Here is a 25,579-nt window from a genome sequence, read left to right on the forward strand (position 1 = left end):
CCTTAGTACGTACGTGCTTTCGGCGGGAATGCTTCACGATGGATAGGCTCCATGTTCACGCCACGCTTAGTCATACTTTCTGATTCAGGGTTGTACAGTGAATGGCATAGCCATTGCTCATCATCACGATCTGGGAAGTCGAAACGAGCATGCGCTCCACGACTCTCTGTACGGAAGTTTGCTGCAACCGCGGTTGCGAATGCCGTTTCCATCAAGTTTTCAAGCTCTAAACACTCAATACGTTGCGTGTTGAACTCAGTCGACTTGTCTGAAAGGTGTGCATTTTTAAGACGCTCACGAATCACTTTCAGCTCTTCTAAGCCGTCAGCCATCGCTTTACCTTCACGGAATACAGAGAAGTTGTTCTGCATACATTGCTGAAGGTCTTTACGAATTACCGCAGGATCTTCACCGTCAGTACTGTTTTCCCAACGATTGTAGCGCTCTAGTGAACGTTCAATGTCAGCTTCAGTTGCAGGTTTTGCTTCAGCTTGTTTGTTCAAAGTCTCACCAAGGTGAAGACCTGTCGCACGACCGAACACAACCAAATCAAGTAGCGAGTTGCCACCTAGACGGTTTGCACCGTGTACTGATACTGAAGCGATTTCGCCACAAGCGAATAGACCTTGAATTTCAACGTCTGTACCGTCTTCAGTTTGTTTAATTGCTTGACCAGAAACCTGTGTAGGAACACCACCCATCATGTAGTGACACGTTGGGATTACAGGAATTGGTTCTTTAACAGGATCAACGTGAGCGAACGTACGAGAAAGCTCACATACACCCGGTAGACGAGATTCAAGCGTCTCTTTACCTAGGTGATCGAGTTTCAGCTTGATGTGTGGACCCCATGGACCATCACAACCACGACCTTCACGAATCTCAACCATCATCGAACGAGCTACAACATCACGACCAGCTAAATCTTTAGCATTCGGAGCATAACGTTCCATGAAGCGCTCGCCGTCTTTATTGAGAAGGTAACCACCTTCACCACGACAACCTTCTGTTACCAAAACACCTGCGCCAGCGATACCCGTTGGGTGGAACTGCCACATTTCGATGTCTTGCATTGGAACGCCTGCACGAATCGCCATGCCAACACCGTCACCAGTGTTAATGTGAGCATTGGTTGTTGATGCGTAAATACGACCAGCACCACCAGTAGCAAGGATTGTTGCCTTCGCTTTGAAGTAGCAAACCTCACCCGTCTCCATACAAAGCGCGGTAGTACCTAAGATTGCACCATCTTCGTTTTTAACAAGATCCAGTGCATACCACTCAGAGAAAACCGTCGTTTTGTGTTTAATGTTTTGTTGGTAAAGCGTGTGTAACAGTGCGTGACCAGTACGGTCGGCTGCAGCTGCGGTACGAGCCGCTTGCTCACCACCAAAATTCTTAGATTGGCCACCAAACGGACGTTGGTAAATGCTGCCGTTATCAAAACGAGAAAATGGAAGACCCATTTTTTCTAGTTCGATAACCGACTCAGGACCATTTTTACACATGTATTCGATAGCATCTTGGTCGCCGATGTAATCGGAACCTTTTACCGTATCGTACATGTGTTGTTCCCAGTGATCTTCATGCGCATTACCAAGAGCAACGGTGATACCACCTTGCGCAGATACAGTATGAGAACGAGTTGGGAAAACTTTAGAAAGCAACGCACAAGATAGGCCTTGCTCAGAAATTTGTAGCGCGGCGCGCATACCAGCACCACCAGCGCCAATTACTACAGCATCAAACTCACGAACAGGAATAGTCACTTACGCACCCCACAAAATAAACAGACCAGAGAAGAAATATCCTAGAAGAACCGCAACAACACCGACTTGAAGACCAACGCGCAATTTTGCACATTTGATGTAGTCAGTTAGTACTTGCCACAAGCCGATCCACGCGTGAACCAAAATTGAAGTAAGCGCTAACATGGTGAAGACTTTAGTGAAAGTACCACCAAAGAATTGCGTCCAAGATGCGTAAGAAATATCACCTGAGAAAGCACAGAAGCTCACTAGGTAGATAGTGTAAAGCGTCATAATGATGGCTGTTGCACGAATCAATAGATAATCATGCACACCATTACGACCAAAAGTAGAAACGTTGTTTACCATACTAAGATCCCCGCTAGTAGAGACAATACCGCTGTTGCTGCGAATGCAACCTTCGCGCTCTTAGCGCCAGATTCCAGCTCTTCAAAGTGACCAAGGTCCATAAGAAGGTGACGAATACCACCAGCAATGTGGTAAGCCAAAGCGGTTAAAATGCCCCACAGAATAAACTTCACGAAGAAACCGTCGACAATGTCGCTAGCTTCCATAAAGCCTACAGGGGAAGAGAGGGAAATGGATAGTAACCAAAGCAGAATTCCGATCGCAACAAAAGTAATCACCCCAGACACACGGTGTAGGATGGAAGCTATTGCTGTGATAGGAAAGTGGATGGTCTGTAAATCTAAATTAACAGGTCTTGTCTTTCTTTCTTTCACGGGCTCGCTCACTCAGCTCCATTGAGCATGATGGTCATTAAATAACCTTATGTATTGTTATGGACAAAATTTGATTGCAAACCCTCAAAATTTAACATTAACTTAACAAATAACGTAAGTTGAGCCTTAGATAATTGTAAAATAATTGTTAACAGCTAGGTTTCCGAAGACACCTCACATTTCTTCTTAGCCTTGCATTTATAAGGTTTTAACCAAACTTTTCAGCGCCACTATACGGCTGGCAACATTCTAATACAATTGATGCAACAAATAATGCTACACAGCACAGACTTTTAACGAATTTAATGTAAAAAACACTAACAAGTGCACACAAAGCTGCAGAAAAATTGACTTTCTGACGTAAGACCAGTAAAAAAATGGCACATAAACATCCTGGACGGATTAATAATAACAAAGGAGATTGTTATGGCGGATAAGAAAGCTACCCTTCATATTGAAGGTCAAGCGCCGATCGAATTGCCGATTACAGAAGGTGTACTTGGTACTCCAGTCATCGACGTTCGTACACTGGGTTCTAATGGTTTTTTCACTTTTGATCCTGGTTTTCTTGCCACTGCATCTTGTGAATCGCAAATCACTTATATTGACGGTGGAAAAGGTATCCTTCTACACCGTGGTTATCCAATTGATCAACTGGCCAATAACGCTGATTACTTAGAAGTTTGTTACATTCTTTTATACGGCGAAGCTCCTTCTCGAGCTCAATACGAAGAGTTCAAGACGACTGTCACGCGTCACACCATGGTTCATGAGCAAATTGCTAGTTTCTTCCACGGCTTCCGCCGTGATGCTCACCCAATGGCTGTTATGTGTGGTGTGGTAGGTGCGCTTGCTGCGTTCTATCATGATTCATTAGATGTTAATAACGACACACACCGTGAAATTGCGGCATACCGCCTAATTTCAAAAATGCCAACACTGGCTGCAATGTGTTACAAATATTCTATCGGTCAACCGTTTATCTACCCACGCAATGACCTAGGCTACGCAGAAAACTTCCTGCACATGATGTATGCGAATCCATGTGAAGAATATGAAGTGAACCCTGTTGTTGCTCGCGCAATGGACAAAATCTTTACGTTACACGCAGATCACGAACAAAATGCTTCAACGTCAACAGTTCGTTTAGCTGGCTCTTCGGGCGCAAACCCATTTGCTTGTATTGCTGCTGGTATCGCTTCTTTGTGGGGTCCGGCTCACGGCGGTGCTAACGAAGCTTGTCTAATGATGCTTGAAGAGATCGGTAGCGTAGACAACATTGAAGAGTACGTAGCAAAAGCAAAAGACAAAGATGATCCATTCCGTTTAATGGGCTTCGGTCACCGTGTTTACAAGAACTACGATCCACGTGCAACGGTAATGCGCGAAGCGTGCCACGAAGTACTTAAAGAGCTGAACATTCAAGATCCACTACTTGACGTTGCAATGGAACTTGAGCGCATCGCTCTTTCTGATGAGTACTTTGTATCGAAGAAACTATACCCGAACGTAGATTTCTACTCAGGTATCATTCTGAAAGCGATCGGTATTCCGGTATCAATGTTCACAGTAATCTTCGCGATGTCTCGTACTATCGGTTGGATTGCACACTGGAACGAAATGCACAGCGATCCGACGAACCGCATCGGTCGTCCTCGTCAGTTGTACACTGGTGAAGAACAGCGTGATTTCCAAGCTCTACACGAGCGCGAATAGTAAAGTTTCGACTTTTCTAATCGATTAAAATCAAAAAGGGTTGATGTATTAACATCAACCCTTTTCTTTTATATGCTCTCAACTCCGTCATCCTCAAGAGTGAGGGACGAGCGAGTTGGGGATCTCACTAATTGTATCGACAAGCTTTTAGAGATTCCCTACTCCTTCCTTCGTCAGTCTAGGGAATGACGAATTACTTGAGATCTCTCGAAATAAAATCCATTAGAGTTCTAACTAGCCAGTCTCATCGACGGGTACAAATTTATAGTGACTCGTATCCTACATCCCATATTTTCTTTTTATACCGGGTTGTCGATATCGATAAACTCAACAGCTAAGCCATGCTCTTTCGCTAGCCACTCACCTAATGCCTTCACACCATAACGTTCTGTTGCGTGGTGGCCTGCGGCAAAGTAATGAATGTCTTGTTCACGTGCTGAGTAAGTTGTGCGCTCTGAAATTTCACCAGAGATAAATGCATCAATACCTTGAGAAGCCGCTAACTCAATGTAATCTTGACCACCACCGGTGCACCAACCGACAGTCGTAATCATTTTGTCTTGGTTCTCTGGAGCAATGTGTAATGGCTTGCGGTTCAAAGCTTGGCCAATCTTTTCTGCGAACTCTGCACCCGTCATTGGCGCACTCAACTTGCCAAACATCGCAACAGATTGTGGGTGCCCTTCCAAACCGCCTTCGACTTCTATCTCAAGTAACTCCGCCAGTTTCGCGTTATTACCAAGCTCAGGGTGGATATCAAGCGGCAAGTGATAACCTAAAAGGTTGATGTCATTTTTAATCAAGGTACGAATGCGCTTGCCCTTCATGCCACGAATCGCTTCTGACTCGCCTTTCCAGAAAAAGCCGTGATGGACTAACAAAGCGTCTGCGTTCAGTTCTACCGCTTTATCAATCAAGGCTTGAGAAGCTGTCACACCAGTAACGATTCGCTTCACTTCTGTTGCACCTTCAACTTGAAGACCATTAGGACAGTAATCTTTAATTTGCTGTGGCTGCAGTTTTTCGTTAAGTAGCTTTTCTAATTGTAAGTTATTCATTTTTATTTCCAGCTTACCTTTATAATAACGTCGTTATATCAATTTACGGGTAGAATGTCGAAAGCCCCAGGGTTATGTTTATAAAGAGCTAGTTTATGAGGAACAGATGACAGCACTGCAACGTTTTTACCAATGGGTCATCGACTCACCGCCATTACTGGAACTCAAACCACCCGTTTCTGATCTCAGAGCCTTCTCAAGCCCTCATACCATGGATTCATCACATACATACAATGGTAATCCTAGGTTAGGTTTCCTCTACCAGCATCTATGTGAACAAGTCGTCGAAGCTTCACCTGATTATTCGATCAAGTACGATGAAATTCAGATCAATGTGGATGGCAGAACGCTAGGTGCTATCGACTTTATTCTCGAAAAAGAGAGCAACCAAAAGCTGCAACATTGGGAAGTAGCAATTAAGTTTTATTTGCTCCACGAACAAACATGGTTTGGACCCAACTCTCACGACCAATTAGATAAGAAGCTCGATAGGATGCTAAGCCACCAACTGGGTATGTCGTCTTCAACTGCCTTTGTTGAACAATATCCAGAGATCGATGTCGACTCAAAACATCTCCTCATGCAAGGTCGCCTTTATACCAACCCATTCTTGGAGCAAAACGTACCGACTGAATGTTTGAGTTACGACATTAATCCAAGCCAAGTAAACGGTTTTTGGTGCTATCAAAACCAAGCTCATTTAATTACTGAAGTGCTCTACCCTCTCACCAAAGAGCAATGGGCAGCGGGCACTGATGATTTCACCTGCGAGCCTATCACCGAGCTTGGTGATCGCTTCGTTCATGGGCAAACCAAATCAGGACAGTTTTGGTTTGTGATGCCACAAAGCTGGCCACACGGCTAATCCATTCAGCCATTGAGTTGATTTAGTATTAGCCACTTACTCACAGACAAATAAAAAGGGCTGATGCTTTCACATCAACCCTTTCACTATTTACTTGATGACTCTACTAATCTGTATTCGATTATAGGCCAGCGGCTGCAAATACTTGGTTAACAATCTCTTGAGCTTCTGCTTCGATTGCTTTCAGGTGCTCTTCACCTTTAAAGCTTTCACAGTAGATCTTGTAGATGTCTTCTGTACCTGATGGACGAGCAGCAAACCAACCGTTTTCAGTCGTCACTTTTAGGCCACCAATCGCAGCACCATTACCTGGAGCGTGCGTTAAGCGTGCAGTAATTGCATCACCAGCAAGCGTCTCAGCTGAAACCATCTCTGGAGATAGCTTCTTAAGCACGTCTTTTTGTGCGCCGTTAGCTACTGCTTGAATACGGTTGTACTTAGACTCACCGTGTTTAGCAGCAAGCTCTTCGTAGTATTCTTGTGGGTTCTTACCCGTTACTGCTGTGATCTCAGCCGCAAGCAGGCAAAGAATTAGGCCATCTTTATCTGTTGACCAAGGCGTTCCGTCTTTACGTAAGAAAGATGCACCCGCACTCTCTTCACCACCGAAACCAAACTGACCGTTATATAGGCCATCAACGAACCATTTGAATCCCACTGGCACTTCGCAAAGCTCGCGACCTAAGTCAGCAACAACACGGTCGATTAGTGCACTTGATACTAGTGTTTTACCCACTGCAACGTCTTTGCCCCAACCTTCACGGTTACGGTATAGATAGTCAATACAAACCGCTAGGAAGTGGTTTGGATTCATCAGGCCTTTTGGCGTAACGATGCCGTGGCGATCGTAATCAGGGTCGTTACCAAACGCTAGTTGATAGTCGTCTTTAAGTGCCAGTAAACCTGCCATTGCGTATGGAGAAGAACAGTCCATACGAACCACACCATCTTTGTCTAGAGACATAAATTGGAACGAAGGATCAACCGCTTCACTGACCAGAGTCAGGTCTAGGTTGTACGCTTTGCCAATTTTACGCCAGTAATCAATACCGCTACCACCCAGTGGATCAACACCAATCTTGATGTTTGCTTTCTGGATTGCTTCCATATCAACCACGTTAACCAAGTCAGCAACGTAAGGAGCAACTAAATCAACTTCTTTCACTAGCTCAGACTGTTTAGCCTGTGCGATAGGAGTGCGCTTAACGCCTTGCATTTGCTCAGCAATGATCACATTCGCACGATCTTCAATCGCTTGAGTCAGTTCAGCTTCAGCAGGGCCACCGTGTGTCGGGTTGTATTTAATGCCCCCGTCTTGAGGTGGGTTATGTGAAGGCGTGATTACAATGCCGTCGGCTTTTTTATCATTCACTAGATTGTGCGTAAGAATCGCGTGCGAGATACCTGGAGTTGGAGTAAAGCCATTGTTTTCTTGAACGATAACTTCAACGCCGTTTGCAACTAGCACTTCAATAACCGTAGAAAAAGCAGGCTCAGATAGAGCGTGAGTATCTTTACCTAGAAAAAGTGGACCAGTGGTACCTTGATCGGCACGAACTTCAGCAACCGCTTGTGCGATCGCTAGAATGTGGTTTTCATTAAATGTTGATTTGTCTGCTGTACCGCGGTGACCTGAAGTACCGAACAGTACTTTATGATCTGGGTTAGTAGCATCCGGTTGCTGTAAGAAATAGTTTGCAACTAAAGCCGGGATATTATGAAGATCTTCCTGCAGAGCTTTCTGCCCGGCACGAGGGTGCATAGCCATTATCGACATCCTTATATAAAATTTAAAAACAAAAAAACCTCATAATATCTTCTTAGCCATGGATATTATGAGGTTTAAATCAGATTTCGTTAAATTGAACCTGTTACTTTTTCTATCAATTCTGCTTGGAAATTCATGCGGCTCATAAGCTGTTCAACCATCTGTCTTTTTCGGCTTGTATTGTTATTCGTAATAACCCAAAAAGGACTTTGTGGAATAGCTTTAGGCTTAGTTGTGTTGCCATTTGCTAACAACGTCGCTTCGTTGTCTGCAAAGTAAACACGCTTGCGGCCTTTTACTTGAGTTGCTTCTGAAAAGCTTAAAGGGTCGATTTTATGCAGTGTTGATAACACAAGCATGAAACGATCAATGGCTTTCTTTAGTGATGCAAACTCATCTGATATTAGTAGTGAGCGCATTTCTTTAACGCCATCGAATTTCTCTGGAGTAAAGCCTACCTCTTTGCTAACAACGATACCTTTTGGCTCAACGATCTCTTCAATCGGAACCGTGCCTTGGTTATCAACCAGTAACAAGCGGCGCAGAATATCTGAAGCGCTTTCGCCAATACGTTCTGTCTGACCCGCAATAAAACGGTATAGGTCCTCATCAACCTCAATTGTTTTCATTCGCTTTTCACAATCTCAATGTTTAAACTCTGAGGGATTATAGCGAGATCCGCGCGGATACTCTACGTCAAACCCACCATGAATAAGATAAAAATGTCAGTACAGCTCAACTATAAAATTGAAGGTGAGGGTCACACCATTGTTTTGATCCATGGATTATTCGGAAATTTGGACAACCTTGGCTTGCTCGCTAGGGATCTAAAAGCCGATCATCAGGTACTTAGCATCGATCTACGTAACCACGGTCAATCTTTCCATAATGACACTCATAATTATCAAGTTATGGCACAAGATGTGGCTCAACTGCTGAATGTTCTTGAGCTAGAAGATGTCACTGTGATTGGTCACTCGATGGGTGGCAAGGTAGCGATGGCACTGACACAACATCTGACGCTGCGTAAATTGATTGTCTTAGATATGGCACCAGTCGCGTACACCCAAAGTCGTCACGACAACGTATTCGCAGGCCTACAAGCTGTGATAGAAGAAAAACCGACATCACGCTCAGAGGCGCTTAAGGTCCTCGCAAAACATATCGAAATTGATGGGGTTCGCCAGTTTTTAACGAAATCTTTGTTCAAATCAGAACAAGGCATCATGGAATGGCGTTTCAATGTTGCCTCGCTATTAAACAACTACCCACAGATTATTGGTTGGGAACCGATTGACAAAACCTCGATCAAAACCTTGCTAATCAAGGGTGGTGACTCAGATTACCTGACGGCTGAACATCAAACCGCCGTTCAACAGCAGTTTTCCAACGCAAAGGCACATGTTATCGCCAATACTGGACATTGGCTACACGCGGAAAAGCCCGCTGAAGTGCTCCGTGCAATAAGAAAATTCATCACTTAGATAGGTTGATTAGTCGATATAAATGAGAGCTGTGTAATCACAGCAGATTAACTTTATCTCACAACAGTGATATAGTGCGCCCAAGCAAATTTGGTATATAAGGTTCCCATGCTTTACGACTACATGAACATCATTGAATCTGTTGGTTTAGATCTTCTGTTTGCCGCGATTTTCTTTCTAATCGGAATGGCAATTAAAGACGTTCTAAAGCAGGGAAATGTTCCTGCATTTGGTCGTCGTATCGTATGGTTAGTACTTTTCCTTGGCTGCGCAGGCTTTATCGCAAAAGGGATAATCCAACTAAGCTGGGAAGGAACTGGAATCTAACGATTTCCTCCGAACTTTATTACACCGACAACAGACAAAATGAAAGGTAATGATTCTATGGCAAGTGTAGGTCTCTTCTTTGGTAGCGATACAGGTAACACTGAAGCTGTTGCTAAGATGATTCAAAAGCAATTGGGCAAGCAGCTCGTTCAAGTTCAAGACATTGCAAAAAGCAGCAAAGAAGATATCGATAACTTCGATCTGCTGCTGCTTGGTATCCCTACGTGGTACTACGGCGAAGCACAATGTGATTGGGATGACTTTTTCCCTGAGCTAGAAGCTATTGATTTCTCAACTAAGCTTGTTGCTATTTTTGGTTGTGGCGACCAAGAAGATTACGCAGAATACTTCTGCGATGCTATGGGTACTATCCGTGATATCGTTGAAGCAAAAGGCGGTACTATCCTAGGTCACACGTCAACTGAAGGCTACGAATTCGAAGCATCGAAAGGTTTAGTTGAAGGCGATGACAGCCAGTTCGTTGGTCTATGTATCGATGAAGACCGTCAACCTGAGCTGACTGATGAGCGTGTATCTAACTGGGTTAAACAAATCCACGAAGAGATGTGCCTAGCAGAGCTAGAAGACTAATTCATTAGCGGTTGTTAATTGTTACAATTAATGACCGTTATGTAGATATGAAAAAACCTCCTTATGGGATAACACTGATCATTTAAGCATTTTCCTGATCAGTTGAACGATCCTACAGATGGTTAACAATACCCTTAAGCACTTTTGTTTAAGGGTATTTTTTTATGCTGTCACACTGGTTAATCGATGTTGACGATTTTGCTAATCCAGAATCTCTTTCTTTGTTCCAAAAAGACCTTCCGCTAGATTGGATAAACCAAGCTTTATCTGAAACGAACAAAGCGAGCATGCGCCGTAGAAAGTTACCTGCCGAACTTGTTGTATGGTTAGTCGTTGGTATTGGTCTATATCGAGATAGACCGATTACTGATGTACTCGATAAACTCGACCTCAAATTGTCTAATTCATTGGGTGAAACAATTGCACCTAGTGCAATTCCTCAGGCAAGAAAACGCCTCACCGCTAAGCCTTTAAAGTCATTATTCTCAATCACAGCAAAGCACTGGACACAGTCGGAAGATGCGGGTGATAAATGGAATGGTTTGAGCCTATTTTCAATCGATGGCACACAGTTTAGAACTCACGACAATCCAAGCTTAGCTGAGCATTATCAATATGTTTACTACCGAAAAGACAGGCACACTGAATATCCAATCGTTCGAATGTGCGCACTCACATCACTACGGAGTCGACTTATTCATGATGTGGCTTTTGGGGAAAGTTCTAAAGGTGAAATCAGCTATGCAAAAGATTTAATTTCATCAGCAGTCCCGAATTCATTGACCATTTTTGACCGTTGCTACTTGAGCGCAGAACTTATGCTTAACTGGCAACAAGAGCATGGGACAAGTCACTGGATGACGCCAATAAAGTCGAATGTGAAATATGAAACCATCGAGCAACTCGATGATGATGGGCGAGATCTGATTGTAGAGATGAAAGTCTCTCCACAAGCTAGAAAGCAAGACCCGAGCCTCCCGGAAACGTGGAAAGCTAGGCTGGCTCTATACCCCGATGATGGTGAACAACAACCCAATCATATACAAGGGCTGCTGACTTCTCTAACAGATAGAAAATACAGTTTAAAATCATTATTAGATGTGTACTTCGAAAGGTGGGAAATCGAGAATAGTTATGGCGAGATTAAGCATGACATGCTTGACGATGAAATTCTGCTCCGCAGTCAATCTGTAGAGGGTGTAGAGCAAGAGATATGGGGTATCCTTATCGCGTATAACTTAATCCGCCTGGAGATTAGCCGAATAGCAAAAGAGGCTGAAGTCTCACCACTTAGGATAAGCTTTACGATGGCACTTCGAGATATTCAAGATGAGCTAATGTGGTGTGCTATCGCCTCCCCAGGTTCGGTTCCCAAAAAGCTGCGAGCTATGAGAGAGCGAGTGAAACGTTATATTTTGCCCGAAAAACAAAAACGGCCCAAAGATAGGACCGTTCGTTTTAGTAAGACTCGCTACACTGTGCGATCTAAACACCTTAAATGATAGGTGTTGCCTTATGGGAGGTTTTTTTCTATTCAATGTTTATCAATCAACACTCAGCTTCTAATGCTTCGTCATCCTCTCTAAATTGTGGCTTCTTTCTCACATAGAGAGTTCGCTGAATTTCCGAAACCACACTTCCCTGCTTATCTTTAACGTGGATGATAAATTCGGGGAAACACTTCTCACCAAGTTGTGTCTGACGATAGATATCCTCAAGTTGCCCTTGGCTTATCTCAAAGTCTGCATACAAGTCGGATTGACCAGGCTTGATAAAGTTAATACTCGCCTCTTTATCCCAAACATAATATCGCTCACCTAAAATCCCCATTAACATTAACGAGTAAACGGGATCGGTAAGAGAAAAGATACTGCCTCCATATTGAGTCCGATTAGCGTTCTTATTCCACCACCGCAACTTGAGCACCGTCTTAACAACCCTAAAGTCAGCGCTAATGTGAGCTATTCGAATTCCCGAGCCCCAAAAGGGAGGCCAAATATTGAGTGCAAATTTTACAATATTGGGTTTATATATTTTTGCGAGTTGCTTATTCATAACAACAATCCATGTTCATATCAAAAAATACCGCCACCTGACTGGTCGTACCTCCACTATAAGTGAGATACTTCCAATTTACAAAACAGATTGTGATGTCAGTGAGTAACCCTTTGAAGTTCGTGGTTTATTGTTATGCCTGACTAAACTATAATGGTATTAATATTGAATTCTGTTAATTGCTGCAGATCATCAACAGGAAAGTATATGTCAGACAATAATCAAGCGCTAAAAGATGCTGGTCTTAAAGTGACCCTCCCACGGCTCAAAATTTTAGAAGTATTACAACAACCAGACTGCCAACATATTAGTGCTGAAGATTTATATAAAAAGCTGATCGACTTAGGTGAAGAGATTGGTCTTGCGACCGTTTATCGCGTACTGAACCAATTCGATGATGCCGGCATTGTAACTCGTCACCACTTTGAAGGTGGTAAGTCTGTATTCGAACTTTCAACACAGCATCACCATGATCACTTAGTATGTTTAGACTGCGGTGAAGTTATCGAGTTCTCTGATGATCTTATCGAAGAAAGACAAAAAGAAATCGCTCAACGCTACAATGTACAGCTAACTAACCACAGTTTGTATCTGTATGGTAAAAGCATCACTGGGGATTGCAAAGGCAACCCAGACGCACATAAAGCGAAGAAGTAACACAGAACGCTGGCTTAGGCCGGCGTTTTTTATTTGGGCTGATACTGTATTAAGAATCACAGTAGCTTGGCCCACAATTTGATTATTTCCCAGGCACAAAAAAACCGGCTCTAAGCCGGTTTTTTATTAAGCGTCTCTTGAGAAACTAAACTCCGAGAAACAGAGCTTGGAAAAATAGAGTAGAGAAAAACAAAGCCATTAAGCCTCAGTTTTACCCCAAGTGTCACGTAGACCAACCGTGCGGTTGAATACTAGCGCGCCTGCTTTAGAGTCTTTCGAATCTACACAGAAATAACCTGTACGTTCAAACTGGTACGCTTGCTCTGCCACACCTTCTGCTAGGCTAGGTTCAACAAAACCGTTTAGCGTAACAAGTGATTCAGGGTTTAACGTTGCAGCGAAATCATCAGCAGCGGCAGGGTTTGGCACTGTGAATAGACGATCGTACAAACGAATCTCAGCAGGCAACGCTTTATCAGCAGATACCCAGTGAATAACGCCTTTCACTTTACGGCCATCTGCAGGGTTCTTACCCAATGTTTCATTGTCGTAAGAACAGAAGATAGTCGTAATGTTGCCTTCTGCATCTTTTTCGATACGTTCAGCTTTGATCACGTAAGCGCCACGTAGACGAACTTCTTTACCTAGAACCAAACGCTTGTACTTTTTGTTTGCTTCTTCACGGAAGTCATCACGCTCAATCCAAACTTCACGTGTAAATGGTACTTCACGAGTACCCATTTCTGGCTTGTTCGGGTGGTTTGCAACGGTTAACGTTTCTACTGCATCCGCTTCGTAGTTTTCGATAACGATCTTAACTGGATCCAGAACAGCCATTGCACGAGGTGCATTTTCGTTCAGATCATCACGAATGCAAGATTCTAGTGAACCGAACTCAATCATGTTCTCTTGCTTAGTCACACCAATACGCTTACAGAATTCACGGATAGAGCTTGAAGTGAAACCGCGACGACGTAGACCAGAGATAGTTGGCATACGTGGATCGTCCCAGCCTTCAACTAGGTTTTCAACCACAAGTTGGTTCAGCTTACGTTTCGACATTACCGTGTATTCAAGATTCAGACGACTAAACTCGTACTGACGAGGTTGGCAATCAATCGTGATGTTGTCTAGAACCCAGTCATACAAACGACGGTTATCTTGGAATTCAAGCGTACAGATAGAGTGCGTAATGCCCTCTAGCGCATCAGAGATACAGTGAGTAAAGTCGTACATTGGGTAAATGCACCACTTATCAGCAGTTTGATGGTGGTGAGCAAAACGAACACGGTAGATAACAGGATCGCGCATAACCATGAATGAAGAGCTCATGTCGATCTTAGCACGTAGACACGCTTTACCTTCTTCAAAGCCACCGTCACGCATTTTTTCGAACAACGCTAAGTTCTCTTCAGGGCTGCGATCACGGTATGGGCTCGCTTTACCTGGCTCTTTTAGCGTGCCACGGTACTCACGGATTTGATCAGGACTTAGCTCGTCAACATACGCTAAGCCTTTATTAATTAATTCCACAGCATAAGCGTAAAGCGTATCGAAGTAGTTTGATGAGTAACAAATATCACCAGACCATTCAAAGCCTAACCAGCTTACATCATTCTTAATTGACTCAACGTATTCAACGTCTTCTTTTTCAGGGTTTGTATCATCGAAACGAAGATTACATTGTCCCTGGTAGTCCTGAGCAATACCAAAGTTCAAGCAAATAGATTTAGCGTGACCAATGTGCAGGTAGCCATTTGGCTCCGGCGGGAAACGAGTATGCACGCTACTGTGTGTACCATCCGCTAAATCTTTATCGATAATTTGGCGAATGAAATTCGATGGACGAGCCTCAGCTTCACTCATCTATAGCACCTCTATGTATTTAGTATTGTCAGAGAAAGTTATCTTTTATACCAATGAAAATGGTCGCTTACAGCGCCAGTCAAAGATAGAAAGATCATTGTTGCTAATCATCCACAATTCTTCGCCTTTGCACAATAAGAACCGTCCGTTAATTGCGATTATTTCTGCTATTCGATGAAGAATAGAACGAACCGGGTTCATTGACCTTAAACAGTAGGCACAAAAAAGCCTCCCGTTTGGGCTGTCTCTTGATCACAAGTCTGGTTAATCAAGAGACTTAGCGAGTTCATACCCTTCAAGGATGGTTTGTAACCTAAGCCATCCTTGCCATAACGTCTTTATAGAAGCGCGACCTGTTCGCTTGGTATTCTTCCAACCACCTAACCGAGCAATACCGTTGTAAGCCCATGATATATTAGGCGCTTCTTTCGGTAGTTTTTTGCTCTCCAACTTGAGCCACATTAACTTCCACGCTTTGCCTTTTAATACCTGCTCACAACTGGTCTTAGATAACTCGTCTGATTCATTCATAAACCTCAATTGGAGTAACCGAGTCGCGATAAAAGCCAAAACGACGCTGAGCCTTTCTAAGTTATCCTTACTTTGCATTCTCAGTTGCTCAACTTCAGTCCCTTCACTTTTCCAGACTTTATGAAAATCTTCTATTAGCCAGCGCCGCTCATAATAACTGACGATTTTGAGTGCCTCTTCCTTGCTCGTTATCGGCTCTGAAGTCAGTAAGTGCCATGCGAGCTTATTACCACTCTCTCCTTGTTCTATACATCCCACGTAGTAAAGCGGAATGTTATCGAACTCTTTCTTGTTAGCAGGAGACTTGAGTGTCACGGGGGCATATTTGATATCTAAATGAGCCTTGCGAGCTTTACGACCGCCTTTTTGCGGTATTTCGAGCACTTTCTCTCCGGCTGATAACAGGGTAGAGGCATAGCTATAAAGACGATTATCATGCTCTTCAATACAGCGGCTTTGCATTGAGCGAACGAGGAACCTTTGTTGTTGCTCTCGCTTGTAAGTGAGGTATTCAAATAGGTCGGCTTCTCTATCGCACACAGAAATGACATCCGAAATTTTATCGCCAAGTCGCTCAGCGACATGGCGAGAGGCTTGTTCCCACTTATAACTTTCTTTCTCTTTGTATGGTCGAGTCGCATGCTGGTGCCTTTGACCTCGCTTTTCTATATCACGAGTCCAGCGCTGTTGTTCAATTAAACCAATAACAGATTGAGTGTCGGGAGCAAAAAGTAAGGTTGAGTGTACGAACATGGCGCGATGTCGATTACCTTGATTGGAGTGCCCGAGTTCATCTCGAATGCTGCGATGGGAGTAACTGAGAGAAGTGGTGTCTTCTAAGGCAAGAAGTGTCTGTTGCTCTAATGCTTCTTGTGCAGTGACATAAAAACCCGCTTCTGCGATATCTTCTGCTTTGATTTGCTCATTACGGATGAAGCGATAAGCCCCTTCCATTTCAGCAGGGGAGATAATGAGTTTCGAGACGGGTACGCCAGGTTGCTCGGCCAGTGAGGCTGCGAGAGCAACGAGTCTTTGAGTGCGTCTAGGGTCATTAAGGTGGGCTTGACCGAACTGTTTTTGTGCCCAAAGGGTTGGCTCTATATAGGTCATGATAATCATCCTTGTCATTGCTTAGATGATCAGATCATGAAACCTAAAAATAGTTCAAAAAAAATCCCCAAGCGTGGCTTAGGGATTTGTGTATAAGAGACAGCCCGTTTGGGAGGCTTTCAATTTGAAACTTACTTAAGAGTAACTTTACTTCTTAATTAAGTACTTCCGTCACTATGGAAGTTTTACATCAGATAGGTCTTCACCTGCACCGATAGCTTTCATTTCGCCAGCTACGATTTCAGCTAGTGGGCCTAGGATAACCTGTAGGTTGTTCTCACCTAGTTTAACCACACCTTTAGCGCCAAGTTTCTTAAGAACAGCTTCATCTGCGATAGAGCGGTCTTTTAGAGTTAGACGTAGACGAGTGATACAAGCGTCGATTGAAGTTAGGTTGTCGTGACCACCTAGAGCTTTTAGGTATTGACGTGCAACTTCACCTTTTGGTGCGTCGCCAGCAGGAGCTGCTACAGCTTCGTCATCATCTTCACGACCTGGCGATTTCAAGTTGAAAGCGCGGATTGCGAAAGAGAAAGTGAAGAAGTATAGAGCACCGAAACCAAGACCGATTAGTAGTAGTACGAATGGTTTAGTTGCTAGACCCCAGTTCAATACGAAGTCGATAAGACCAGCAGAGAAACCGAAACCGTGCAGAGTACCAAACATGTTTGCAACTACTAGAGACAGACCTGTAAACACAGCGTGCATTGCGTATAGAGCAGGAGCTAGGAATACGAACATGAATTCTAGCGGCTCTGTGATACCTGTTAGGAATGAACAGAATGCAACTGAGAACAGTGCGCCACCAACTTGGCTGCGTTTTTCAGCAGGAGCAGCTAGGTACATTGCAAGTGCAGCACCTGGTAGACCGAACATCATTACTGGGAAGAAACCGTTCATGAATACGCCAGCGCCTTTATCGCCACCGAAGAAACGGTGTAGGTCACCAGATTTAACAGTTTCAGTCACTTCTTTAACTACAGTAGTGATTTCTGGAGTTACAGAGTTAGCGAATGTGAATGTGTGCTCTTGGCCAACAACTAGAGTTTTAGCTAGTGATGGGTCAACACAAAGTTGAGTGATGTTAGCGAATGCGCCTTGACCAGCAACGATGATTTCTTGACATGTACCCATACCGAACCAGAAGTATGAGTTCAATACGTGGTGTAGACCTACAGGGATAAGTGCACGGTTAAGAGTACCGTAAACGAATTGACCGATAGCGCCAGACGTTGATACTGCGTGAGCCAGTGCGTCTAGACCAGATTGAACACCAGGCCAAACCACACCAGACACAGCACCTGCAACAAGTGCAAATAGACCAGCCATGATAGGTACTAAACGTTTACCCGCAAAGAAAGCCAGCCACTCAGGAAGACGTGTTGCATGGAAAGCGTTGTAAGAGTGACCTGCGATGATACCTGCGAAGATACCGCCGAAGAATGACATGTTTACGTCAGCGTTAATTGTTGTTGCTGTCGCTGTTAGTACGAAGTAAGCAACTGCACCAGCAAGACCTGCTGCGCCGTTACCGTCTTTAGAAAGACCAATCGCGATACCTAGACCAAATAGCAATGGTAGGTTACCGAAGATAGCTCCACCAGCTTGCGCCATGAATGGAATATCAAGTAGATCGCCTTGACCTAAACGTAGTAGAAGCGCCGCAATCGGAAGTGTTGCGATAGGTAGCATTAATGCCTTACCTAGCTTCTGTGCATATCCTAGAATATTCACCAGTTGTTTCCCCCTATAGGATTTTTTAGAATTCATTTGAGAAACTTATTTTAGTCGCTCAATTTAGTCCTATTCAGTGTATTCAATTAATTTTGCCCCGCAAATTAAAACCTTACCATTTGTGATCCTAATCACCAGTTTTTACCAAATCCAGAGGTTTTTGCTAGCGAGATCATAAAACTTATTTTATCATTCAAAAAAATGAGCGTTTATAGATAAAATTCAAATCTAATCATTAGGAAAAAACATGATATTCCTAATTTTAGATTACCCTATGAATAATCATTAACAATGAACCTGAATGTATAATAAAGATCAATTGTTCATATGTTTTTCAACAACTTAAATAGCTTCCCATTTTGAAGCCGTTCGCCCATAAAAGATAAATCGTTACGTAAATGATGCTCGCAAACTAAGTCCACATTTAGGTAACGAACAAATTTAAAAGATCTCACGAAATAAGGATTAGCTGACTATGTACGCGCTAAGTAACTGTAAAATTTACACTGGTAGTGATGTTCTAACCGATCATGCCGTCGTAATAGAAAATGAACTGATCAAAAAAGTCTGTCCTATCTCTGAATTGCCAGAAGGAATCGAGGTTCGCGATCTAAACGGAGCAAACCTAAGCCCAGGTTTCATTGACTTACAGCTGAATGGTTGTGGCGGTGTAATGCTTAACGATGAGATCACGGCAGAAACAATGCAGATCATGCACGAAGCAAACCTTAAATCAGGCTGTACTAGCTTCTTGCCTACGCTCATCACCTCTTCAGACGAAGATATGCGTGCAGTTATTACTGCAGCTCGTGAATATCACAACCAGTACCAAAACCAATCACTAGGTCTGCACCTTGAAGGTCCATATCTAAACGTTGCAAAAAAAGGCATTCATAGCGTCGATCACATTCGTAAATCAGACAGCGAAATGATTGAACTGATTTGCGAGAACAGCGACCTAGTTGCAAAAGTAACATTGGCACCAGAACTTAATGATCCTGAACATATCGAGCGCCTACACAAAGCTGGCGTTGTCGTTTCTATCGGCCACACAAACGCGACTTACACAGAAGCTAGACAAAGTTTCGAATCTGGTATCACTTTCGCTACTCACCTATTCAATGCAATGACCCCTATGGTCGGTCGTGAACCTGGCGTTGTTGGCGCGATTTACGACACGCCAGAAGTTTATGCTGGTATCATCGCTGACGGCTTCCACGTTGATTACGCAAACATCAGAATTGCGCACAAAATCAAGGGAGAAAAGCTAGTATTAGTGACGGATGCCACAGCTCCTGCAGGTGCTGACATGGAATACTTTATTTTTGTCGGTAAGAAAGTATATTACCGAGATGGTAAGTGTGTTGATGAAAACGGCACACTGGGCGGCTCAGCTCTGACTATGATTGAAGCAGTTCAGAATACAGTTGAGCACGCTGGTATCGCTTTAGACGAAGCTCTTCGCATGGCTACGCTATACCCAGCTACGGCTATCGGTGTAGAAAGCAAGCTAGGTCGAATCAAAAAAGGCATGGTTGCAAACCTAGCTGTATTTGACCGAGACTTTAACGTTAAAGCGACTGTTGTTAATGGACAATACGAGCACAATTAAGTATGAATGGCGGACAAATAGGTAACGTAGACTTAGTTAAACAACTAAACAGTGCGGCGGTATACCGACTAATAGACCAGCAAGGGCCTATCAGTCGTATACAAGTGGCTGATGTAAGCCAACTCGCACCGGCAAGTGTTACAAAAATTACCCGCCAACTTTTGGAGCGCGGCCTCATTAAAGAGGTTGCGCAACAAGCGTCTACTGGCGGTAGACGCGCGATCTCCCTAACCACAGAAGTCGACCCTTTTCATTCTGTCGCTGTACGCTTAGGTAGAGACTATATTCAAATAAGCCTTCATGACCTTGGCGGTCGTGAGTTGGCTTTCCAACAACAAGACCTAGATTATTCAGACCAATCAGACCTTACACAAGGCTTGGTCAATAACCTCAAGGCTTTCATTGCTGAGCATCAGCCAAAGATCGACCAACTGATTGCCATTGGTGTCACCCTTCCAGGATTGGTTAACCCAACAACCGGTGTTGTCGAGTACATGCCAAACACGGACATCGATAACCTCGCATTGAGCGATATTATTCGCGATACTTTCCATGTGGCTTGTTTTGTTGGTAATGACGTTAGAGGAATGGCGCTTGCTGAGCACTACTTCGGTGCAAGTAAAGACAGTCAAGATTCTATTTTGGTCAGTGTGCACCGTGGTACGGGTGCTGGTATTATCGTTAATGGACAGGTTTTCTTAGGCCATAACCGTAACGTGGGTGAAATTGGTCATATCCAAATTGATCCGCTAGGAGAACAATGCCAGTGTGGTAACTTCGGTTGTCTTGAAACCGTAGCGGCAAACCCTGCCATTGTTGATCGAGTACAAAAGCTCATTAAGCAAGGCTATGAATCTTCTTTAACAGAACTTGAACATATTACAATTCAAGATGTTTGTGACCACGCAATCAATGGAGATGAACTCGCGAAGCAAAGCTTAGTCCGAGTAGGAAACCAGTTAGGTAAGGCTATCGCGATGACGATTAACCTGTTTAACCCTCAGAAAGTTATCATTGCTGGTGATATTACGAAGGCACAAGAGATTGTTTTCCCTGCAATTAAGCGCAATGTAGAGAATCAGTCGTTAACGACTTTCCATAGCGGCCTGCCTATTGTAGCATCACAGATCGATAAACATCCTACGATGGGAGCCTTTGCCATGATTAAGCGCGCCATGCTCAACGGTGTGTTACTGCAGAAGCTTCTCGAAGACTAAAGTCTCAATCAGATTGACCAACGGGCCGTGTTTGTATAAACACGGCCCGTTTTTACAGCTAGGGATTCAATAAAATAAATCTATGGAACTAATATTAATCACGACTGCTTTTTTAGCAGGTTTTATCGCTCTCAAATTCAACCTTCCACCTCTGGTCGGTTTTTTGCTAGCAGGTTTTGGACTTCAAGCGTTTGGCTTTGAAACTAATGATACTATCACCGTTCTAGCCGACCTCGGGGTAACGCTGCTGCTCTTTACCATTGGTTTAAAACTCGATGTAAAGGTCTTACTATCCAAAGAAATTTGGGCAGGTGCTACGTTTCACAACCTTCTTTCAACACTATCCTTTAGTGCAGCGCTGCTTTTTTTCAAGTTTCTCGGTATATCTAGCCTAGCAACCATGCCTATCGAGCAATTAGTATTACTCGCGTTCGCCCTATCCTTTTCATCCACCGTTTTTGCAGTTAAGACTCTGCACGAAAAAGGTGAAATGAATTCAACCTACGGTACGCTAGCAATCGGTATCTTGGTTATGCAGGATATCTTTGCAGTTCTCTTCCTAACCATATCAACGGGCAAAGTTCCAGAATGGTACGCTATCTTCCTATTCGTACTACCAATTTTGCGCCCTCTTTTTTATCGCCTGCTGGATAAAGTCGGTCATGGAGAAATGTTGGTTCTCTGCGGCGTATTCTTCGGCTTAGTCGTTGGCGCTGGTCTGTTCAATTTCGTCGGTATCAAACCCGACTTAGGTGCTCTGATACTCGGTATATTGCTAGCAGGTCATAGCAAAGCATCAGAACTGTCAAAATCCTTGTTTAATATTAAAGAGCTACTTCTGGTATGTTTTTTCCTAAGTATCGGTCTATCGGGAGCTCCTACCCTCTCTGCGATCTCTCTTTCGATCCTATTTCTATTACTGCTACCAATTAACGGTATTCTTTACTTTTTGGTACTCAATGCCTACAAATTCCGCGTTAGAACATCGCTGCTAACGTCTCTATCACTCTTTAACTTTAGTGAATTTGGCCTGATTGTTGGCGGATTAGCCTTTAAGAACGGTTGGATGTCGAGTGATATTCTGATCGCATTAGCACTGACTATATCCCTCTCATTTATCATTGCCGCGCCGATTAACCGTATAGGCCATAAGCTCTACCAGCAATCAGGAAAATGGCTGAAAGAACATGCAGCAGAAAGTCTCAACCAACGCGATCAGCTTATTAACCCTGGGCAAGCCCAAGTACTGATCCTGGGTATGGGACGCATTGGTACTGGTGCCTACGACGAATTACGCTCACGCTACGGCAAAGTGAGTTTAGGTGTAGAAGTTCGTGAAGACGCGGCACATAACCACAGAAGCCATGGCAGAAACGTTATTTCTGGTGACGCAACTGACCCGGATTTCTGGGAACGAATCTTAGACACAGCAAACGTAAAACTGGTGATCTTGGCTATGCCTCACCACCAAGGTAATCAAACCGCCTTAGAACAATTAAAATCACGAAACTTTAAAGGTCAAATAGCGGCAATTGCCGAATATCCAGATCAGCTCGAAACACTGAAAGAGAATGGCGTCGATGCGGCATTTAACATTTACAGCGAAGCTGGCAGCGGTTTTGCCCGACATGTTTGTGAACAATTGAATCCGAACATCAATAAAATATAATATTCAACATATTCCATTTAACCTCTCAAAATTGCGCTTTTTTTGCACTTTTGAGAGGTTTTTGTTCAAAAAACCAACCACAATTAGACATCACTCACCAAAACCACCTTTAAATTAGATATTTTCTAATATAAACCCCTTTATATTATTTTTTTGCTCACATTCGGTTGCTTTTTTTAGCCAGAATGGCAAATTGAATGCAGTTGATTTAGAAATTATTTAAAAGGAAGTTCTATGTGTTCAGTATTTGGCATTCTCGACATTAAAAGTGATGCCGCAGCACTTCGCCCTATTGCTTTAGAAATGTCTAAAAAGCTTCGTCACCGTGGCCCAGACTGGTCTGGTATCTATGCCGGTGAAAAAGCAATCCTTGCTCACGAGCGTTTGGCTATCGTCGGCTTAAACAGTGGTGCACAACCACTATACAGCCAAGATAAAAAGCACATTCTTGCAGTGAACGGCGAAATTTATAACCACAAAGAACTTCGCGCACGCTATGAAGATAAGTACCAGTTCCAGACTGATTCAGACTGTGAAGTTATCCTAGCGTTATACCAAGAAATGGGCGCGGACCTTTTAGAAGAACTTAACGGTATTTTCGCATTCGTTTTATATGACGAAGAGAAAGACGAGTACCTAGTGGGTCGTGATCACATCGGTATCATCCCACTTTACCAAGGCTACGATGAGCACGGCAACTATTACGTTGCTTCAGAGATGAAAGCACTGGTTCCAGTTTGTAAGACGATCAGTGAGTTCCCTCCTGGTAGCTTCTACTCTTCTAAAGATGCAGAACCTCAACGCTACTACATCCGCGATTGGAACGAATACACAGCCGTTCAAGGTAACAGCACAAGCAAAGAAGAGCTAACTGAAGCGCTAGAAGCTGCTGTTAAGCGTCAACTAATGACTGACGTTCCTTACGGTGTACTTCTATCTGGTGGCCTTGATTCATCAATCACTTCTGCAGTCGCTAAACGTTTTGCAGCAATGCGTATCGAAGATGACGAGCAATCAGAAGCTTGGTGGCCACAACTACACTCATTTGCTGTTGGCCTAGAAAATGCGCCTGATCTGATTGCTGCACGTGAAGTTGCGGACAAAATCGGTACTGTACACCATGAGATGACTTACACCATTCAGGAAGGCTTAGATGCAATCCGTGATGTTATCTACCACATCGAAACTTACGATGTAACGACCATTCGTGCATCGACGCCAATGTACTTGCTTGCTCGTAAGATCAAAGCAATGGGTATCAAAATGGTACTTTCTGGTGAAGGTGCTGATGAAATCTTTGGTGGCTACCTGTACTTCCACAAAGCACCAAACGCGAAAGAGTTCCACGAAGAAACGGTGCGTAAACTTCTTGCTTTAAGCATGTTTGATTGTGCTCGTGCGAACAAATCGTTGGCGGCATGGGGTGTAGAAGGTCGTGTACCATTCTTGGATAAAGAGTTCATCGATGTGGCTATGCGTTTAAACCCTGAAGACAAAATGTGCGGTAACGGTAAAATGGAGAAACACATCCTACGTGAGTGTTTTGAAGACTACTTACCAGATTCAATCGCATGGCGCCAAAAAGAACAGTTCTCTGATGGTGTTGGCTACGACTGGATTGATACATTGAAAGCAACGGCTGAAGAAAAAGTAACGGATCAACAAATGGAAGCTGCTCAGTTCCGTTTCCCTTACAACACACCAACAACCAAAGAAGGTTATGCTTACCGTGAAATCTTTGAGGAGCTATTCCCTCTAGAATCGGCGGCAGAGTGTGTACCTGGCGGCCCTTCAGTTGCCTGTTCATCAGCAAAAGCGATCGAGTGGGATGAGTCATTCAAAAACTGTGTAGACCCATCAGGCCGTGCGGTACAAGCCGTTCACAACGACGCCTATAACGTTTAAGCGTTTGAAAAATCAAATACTAAAAAAGGCGCATTATGCGCCTTTTTGTTTTAAGCCTAGTTTTTACTTTTTAATATTTCACTTATACGTGAGCTTGTAGTGCTTCGTTTTCAATACTGATCGGAACCACTTGGCTGATCATTTTTACGAGCATAATGGATCGAGCTTCGCCATCTTTCTGATGGTAAATAGCTTCAACACCCGCAAACTGGCCACTATTAATTTTGACAACTTGCCCTGTCTCAAATTCAACACAACAATCTTCAACTTCGCTACTGCAACACTTCTCGAACTCTTTTAGCTCAAAAACCAAATCACCTTGGACTTCATACGGCCTTGCACCGAACTTAATAAAGTCGACAACACCACGAGTTGAACGAACGGTAGTAAAGCTTGGGCCTTGCTCATAATCAAAACGGACAAAGATATAGGATGGGAACAGCGGTTCTTGGACCAGCTTCTCTTTTCCTCTCACTACCTTTTCGACTTCTATTTGAGGGTAAAAGCACTCAACCCCCTGGTTTTCTAGGTGCTGTTGAGCGCGTTTTTGATCACCACGCTTACAGTAAAGTAAATACCAACGTTTCATTTAACTCGCCATCTTCGTTCTTTGGACATTTAACCACAGCCTAAAACAGTTTAGTCGCCGTTAATAAATGAGTCCTGATCAGCGAGAAATTACGCGCAACAGACAGACTTATCAACCAAAAAGTCATAGGTAAAAAATTTGGTCAGTCATTGTACAAGGAACATTTAGAGATCAAAAGACTCATTGCTGTAAGCATATGTATATCGCAGATAATATGAATAACATTCCCTATAAGATCATAACGATAGGCTAGGGCAATAGATCTAAACATTTTTATTGGATAGGATCTTAAAAAAGGTTACTAACCAACCAGGTCAAATATGGAAAATTAGTT

The 25,579-nt window shown here is 43.5% G+C and carries 22 protein-coding genes; 11 read left to right on the top strand and 11 right to left on the bottom strand.

The window, feature by feature from the left end; genetic code table 11:
- Positions 1 to 2: 2 nt before the first annotated feature.
- From sdhA to sdhC, 3 genes are read right to left on the bottom strand one after another with little or no spacing between them, the layout of a single operon-like run.
- Positions 3 to 1,769 (bottom strand): succinate dehydrogenase flavoprotein subunit, encoded by a 1,767-nt coding sequence (sdhA, locus tag OCV30_RS11235; RefSeq protein WP_009847321.1) that lies wholly within the window; start codon positions 1,767 to 1,769, stop codon positions 3 to 5.
- Positions 1,770 to 2,117 carry a succinate dehydrogenase, hydrophobic membrane anchor protein gene (gene sdhD, locus OCV30_RS11240; protein ID WP_004734215.1) on the bottom strand — a complete coding sequence of 116 codons (348 nt, stop codon included), beginning with the start codon at positions 2,115 to 2,117 and terminating at the stop codon, positions 1,770 to 1,772.
- Positions 2,111 to 2,503, bottom strand: a complete 393-nt coding sequence (gene sdhC, locus OCV30_RS11245) for a succinate dehydrogenase cytochrome b556 subunit (protein WP_012604532.1) — start codon at positions 2,501 to 2,503, stop codon at positions 2,111 to 2,113. The genes sdhD and sdhC overlap by 7 nt, the downstream gene beginning before the upstream one ends.
- Before the next feature lie 414 nt (positions 2,504 to 2,917).
- Here sdhC and OCV30_RS11250 point away from each other — a divergent pair, with 414 nt between their 5' ends.
- Positions 2,918 to 4,207 carry a citrate synthase gene (locus tag OCV30_RS11250; protein ID WP_004734217.1) on the top strand — a complete coding sequence of 430 codons (1,290 nt, stop codon included), beginning with the start codon at positions 2,918 to 2,920 and terminating at the stop codon, positions 4,205 to 4,207.
- A gap of 299 nt (positions 4,208 to 4,506) precedes the next feature.
- Here the strand turns inward: OCV30_RS11250 and OCV30_RS11255 are convergent, their stop codons facing one another.
- Positions 4,507 to 5,265 (bottom strand): Nif3-like dinuclear metal center hexameric protein, encoded by a 759-nt coding sequence (locus OCV30_RS11255; protein ID WP_065679339.1) that lies wholly within the window; start codon positions 5,263 to 5,265, stop codon positions 4,507 to 4,509.
- A gap of 106 nt (positions 5,266 to 5,371) precedes the next feature.
- On the opposite strand from OCV30_RS11255, the gene OCV30_RS11260 reads away from it, so the two are divergent.
- Positions 5,372 to 6,130 (top strand): DUF1853 family protein, encoded by a 759-nt coding sequence (locus OCV30_RS11260; RefSeq protein ID WP_065679340.1) that lies wholly within the window; start codon positions 5,372 to 5,374, stop codon positions 6,128 to 6,130.
- Positions 6,131 to 6,251: 121 nt separating this feature from the next.
- On the opposite strand, the gene pgm is transcribed toward OCV30_RS11260, so the two are convergent.
- Together pgm and seqA are read right to left on the bottom strand one after the other, a co-directional pair.
- Complete coding sequence (gene pgm, locus OCV30_RS11265; protein ID WP_065679341.1) at positions 6,252 to 7,898, bottom strand: phosphoglucomutase (alpha-D-glucose-1,6-bisphosphate-dependent); 1,647 nt, start codon at positions 7,896 to 7,898, stop codon at positions 6,252 to 6,254.
- 89 nt (positions 7,899 to 7,987) lie between these two features.
- Positions 7,988 to 8,527 carry a replication initiation negative regulator SeqA gene (gene seqA / locus OCV30_RS11270; RefSeq protein WP_012604536.1) on the bottom strand — a complete coding sequence of 180 codons (540 nt, stop codon included), beginning with the start codon at positions 8,525 to 8,527 and terminating at the stop codon, positions 7,988 to 7,990.
- Between the two features lie 93 nt (positions 8,528 to 8,620).
- Between seqA and OCV30_RS11275 the strand changes: the two genes are divergently transcribed.
- The 4 genes from OCV30_RS11275 to OCV30_RS11290 all read left to right on the top strand — a co-directional run bounded on the left by OCV30_RS11275 (position 8,621) and on the right by OCV30_RS11290 (position 11,802).
- Entirely contained in the window at positions 8,621 to 9,382 is a 762-nt protein-coding gene (locus OCV30_RS11275) for an alpha/beta fold hydrolase (protein ID WP_065679342.1), read from the top strand.
- Positions 9,383 to 9,490: 108 nt separating this feature from the next.
- Entirely contained in the window at positions 9,491 to 9,709 is a 219-nt protein-coding gene (locus OCV30_RS11280; RefSeq protein ID WP_009847328.1) for a DUF2788 domain-containing protein, read from the top strand.
- A 57-nt stretch (positions 9,710 to 9,766) separates the two neighbouring features.
- Complete coding sequence (gene fldA / locus OCV30_RS11285) at positions 9,767 to 10,300, top strand: flavodoxin FldA (RefSeq protein WP_009847329.1); 534 nt, start codon at positions 9,767 to 9,769, stop codon at positions 10,298 to 10,300.
- A 164-nt stretch (positions 10,301 to 10,464) separates the two neighbouring features.
- Entirely contained in the window at positions 10,465 to 11,802 is a 1,338-nt protein-coding gene (locus OCV30_RS11290; RefSeq protein ID WP_065680110.1) for an IS4 family transposase, read from the top strand.
- A 46-nt stretch (positions 11,803 to 11,848) separates the two neighbouring features.
- Here OCV30_RS11290 and OCV30_RS11295 read toward each other — a convergent pair whose 3' ends face one another.
- Positions 11,849 to 12,355 (bottom strand): DUF4442 domain-containing protein, encoded by a 507-nt coding sequence (locus tag OCV30_RS11295; RefSeq protein ID WP_009847330.1) that lies wholly within the window; start codon positions 12,353 to 12,355, stop codon positions 11,849 to 11,851.
- A gap of 207 nt (positions 12,356 to 12,562) precedes the next feature.
- Here OCV30_RS11295 and fcrX point away from each other — a divergent pair, with 207 nt between their 5' ends.
- On the top strand, positions 12,563 to 13,012 hold the full coding sequence (gene fcrX / locus OCV30_RS11300) for a ferric iron uptake transcriptional regulator FcrX (protein WP_004734226.1): 450 nt from the start codon (positions 12,563 to 12,565) through the stop codon (positions 13,010 to 13,012).
- A gap of 198 nt (positions 13,013 to 13,210) precedes the next feature.
- Here the strand turns inward: fcrX and glnS are convergent, their stop codons facing one another.
- From glnS to nagE, 3 genes are all read right to left on the bottom strand, one after another.
- Positions 13,211 to 14,878 carry a glutamine--tRNA ligase gene (gene glnS / locus OCV30_RS11305; RefSeq protein WP_065680109.1) on the bottom strand — a complete coding sequence of 556 codons (1,668 nt, stop codon included), beginning with the start codon at positions 14,876 to 14,878 and terminating at the stop codon, positions 13,211 to 13,213.
- A 264-nt stretch (positions 14,879 to 15,142) separates the two neighbouring features.
- The gene (locus OCV30_RS11310) at positions 15,143 to 16,519 is read right to left on the bottom strand and encodes an IS4 family transposase (RefSeq protein WP_261879028.1); all 1,377 of its coding nucleotides are present in this window, start codon (positions 16,517 to 16,519) and stop codon (positions 15,143 to 15,145) included.
- Positions 16,520 to 16,693: 174 nt separating this feature from the next.
- Entirely contained in the window at positions 16,694 to 18,211 is a 1,518-nt protein-coding gene (gene nagE, locus OCV30_RS11315) for an N-acetylglucosamine-specific PTS transporter subunit IIBC (protein WP_231847894.1), read from the bottom strand.
- Positions 18,212 to 18,728: 517 nt separating this feature from the next.
- Between nagE and nagA the strand changes: the two genes are divergently transcribed.
- The 4 genes from nagA to asnB all read left to right on the top strand — a co-directional run bounded on the left by nagA (position 18,729) and on the right by asnB (position 24,656).
- Complete coding sequence (gene nagA, locus OCV30_RS11320; protein WP_065679040.1) at positions 18,729 to 19,865, top strand: N-acetylglucosamine-6-phosphate deacetylase; 1,137 nt, start codon at positions 18,729 to 18,731, stop codon at positions 19,863 to 19,865.
- A 2-nt stretch (positions 19,866 to 19,867) separates the two neighbouring features.
- On the top strand, positions 19,868 to 21,082 hold the full coding sequence (gene nagC, locus OCV30_RS11325) for a DNA-binding transcriptional regulator NagC (protein ID WP_009847335.1): 1,215 nt from the start codon (positions 19,868 to 19,870) through the stop codon (positions 21,080 to 21,082).
- A gap of 82 nt (positions 21,083 to 21,164) precedes the next feature.
- Positions 21,165 to 22,751 (top strand): cation:proton antiporter family protein, encoded by a 1,587-nt coding sequence (locus OCV30_RS11330; protein WP_065679041.1) that lies wholly within the window; start codon positions 21,165 to 21,167, stop codon positions 22,749 to 22,751.
- Positions 22,752 to 22,985: 234 nt separating this feature from the next.
- Positions 22,986 to 24,656, top strand: coding sequence for an asparagine synthase B (gene asnB, locus OCV30_RS11335; RefSeq protein ID WP_065679042.1), 1,671 nt, complete (start codon positions 22,986 to 22,988; stop codon positions 24,654 to 24,656).
- A gap of 82 nt (positions 24,657 to 24,738) precedes the next feature.
- Here asnB and rfaH read toward each other — a convergent pair whose 3' ends face one another.
- On the bottom strand, positions 24,739 to 25,245 hold the full coding sequence (gene rfaH, locus OCV30_RS11340; RefSeq protein ID WP_012604543.1) for a transcription/translation regulatory transformer protein RfaH: 507 nt from the start codon (positions 25,243 to 25,245) through the stop codon (positions 24,739 to 24,741).
- Between the last annotated feature and the right edge of the window lie 334 nt (positions 25,246 to 25,579).

The organism is Vibrio atlanticus, from assembly GCF_024347315.1.
In the GTDB taxonomy this organism is placed as follows: domain Bacteria; phylum Pseudomonadota; class Gammaproteobacteria; order Enterobacterales; family Vibrionaceae; genus Vibrio; species Vibrio atlanticus.

Coding starts and splice junctions, on each gene's coding strand:
- seqA (WP_012604536.1), bottom strand. CDS start 8,527: ATGAAAACAATTGAGGTTGATGAGGACCTATACCGTTTTATTGCGGGT.
- nagE (WP_231847894.1), bottom strand. CDS start 18,211: ATGCTACCTATCGCAACACTTCCGATTGCGGCGCTTCTACTACGTTTA.
- glnS (WP_065680109.1), bottom strand. CDS start 14,878: ATGAGTGAAGCTGAGGCTCGTCCATCGAATTTCATTCGCCAAATTATC.
- OCV30_RS11275 (WP_065679342.1), top strand. CDS start 8,621: ATGTCAGTACAGCTCAACTATAAAATTGAAGGTGAGGGTCACACCATT.
- OCV30_RS11260 (WP_065679340.1), top strand. CDS start 5,372: ATGACAGCACTGCAACGTTTTTACCAATGGGTCATCGACTCACCGCCA.
- fldA (WP_009847329.1), top strand. CDS start 9,767: ATGGCAAGTGTAGGTCTCTTCTTTGGTAGCGATACAGGTAACACTGAA.
- OCV30_RS11280 (WP_009847328.1), top strand. CDS start 9,491: ATGCTTTACGACTACATGAACATCATTGAATCTGTTGGTTTAGATCTT.
- nagC (WP_009847335.1), top strand. CDS start 19,868: ATGAATGGCGGACAAATAGGTAACGTAGACTTAGTTAAACAACTAAAC.
- OCV30_RS11255 (WP_065679339.1), bottom strand. CDS start 5,265: ATGAATAACTTACAATTAGAAAAGCTACTTAACGAAAAACTGCAGCCA.
- OCV30_RS11330 (WP_065679041.1), top strand. CDS start 21,165: ATGGAACTAATATTAATCACGACTGCTTTTTTAGCAGGTTTTATCGCT.
- rfaH (WP_012604543.1), bottom strand. CDS start 25,245: ATGAAACGTTGGTATTTACTTTACTGTAAGCGTGGTGATCAAAAACGC.
- asnB (WP_065679042.1), top strand. CDS start 22,986: ATGTGTTCAGTATTTGGCATTCTCGACATTAAAAGTGATGCCGCAGCA.
- sdhD (WP_004734215.1), bottom strand. CDS start 2,117: ATGGTAAACAACGTTTCTACTTTTGGTCGTAATGGTGTGCATGATTAT.
- pgm (WP_065679341.1), bottom strand. CDS start 7,898: ATGGCTATGCACCCTCGTGCCGGGCAGAAAGCTCTGCAGGAAGATCTT.
- OCV30_RS11250 (WP_004734217.1), top strand. CDS start 2,918: ATGGCGGATAAGAAAGCTACCCTTCATATTGAAGGTCAAGCGCCGATC.
- fcrX (WP_004734226.1), top strand. CDS start 12,563: ATGTCAGACAATAATCAAGCGCTAAAAGATGCTGGTCTTAAAGTGACC.
- OCV30_RS11295 (WP_009847330.1), bottom strand. CDS start 12,355: ATGAATAAGCAACTCGCAAAAATATATAAACCCAATATTGTAAAATTT.
- OCV30_RS11310 (WP_261879028.1), bottom strand. CDS start 16,519: ATGACCTATATAGAGCCAACCCTTTGGGCACAAAAACAGTTCGGTCAA.
- OCV30_RS11290 (WP_065680110.1), top strand. CDS start 10,465: ATGCTGTCACACTGGTTAATCGATGTTGACGATTTTGCTAATCCAGAA.
- nagA (WP_065679040.1), top strand. CDS start 18,729: ATGTACGCGCTAAGTAACTGTAAAATTTACACTGGTAGTGATGTTCTA.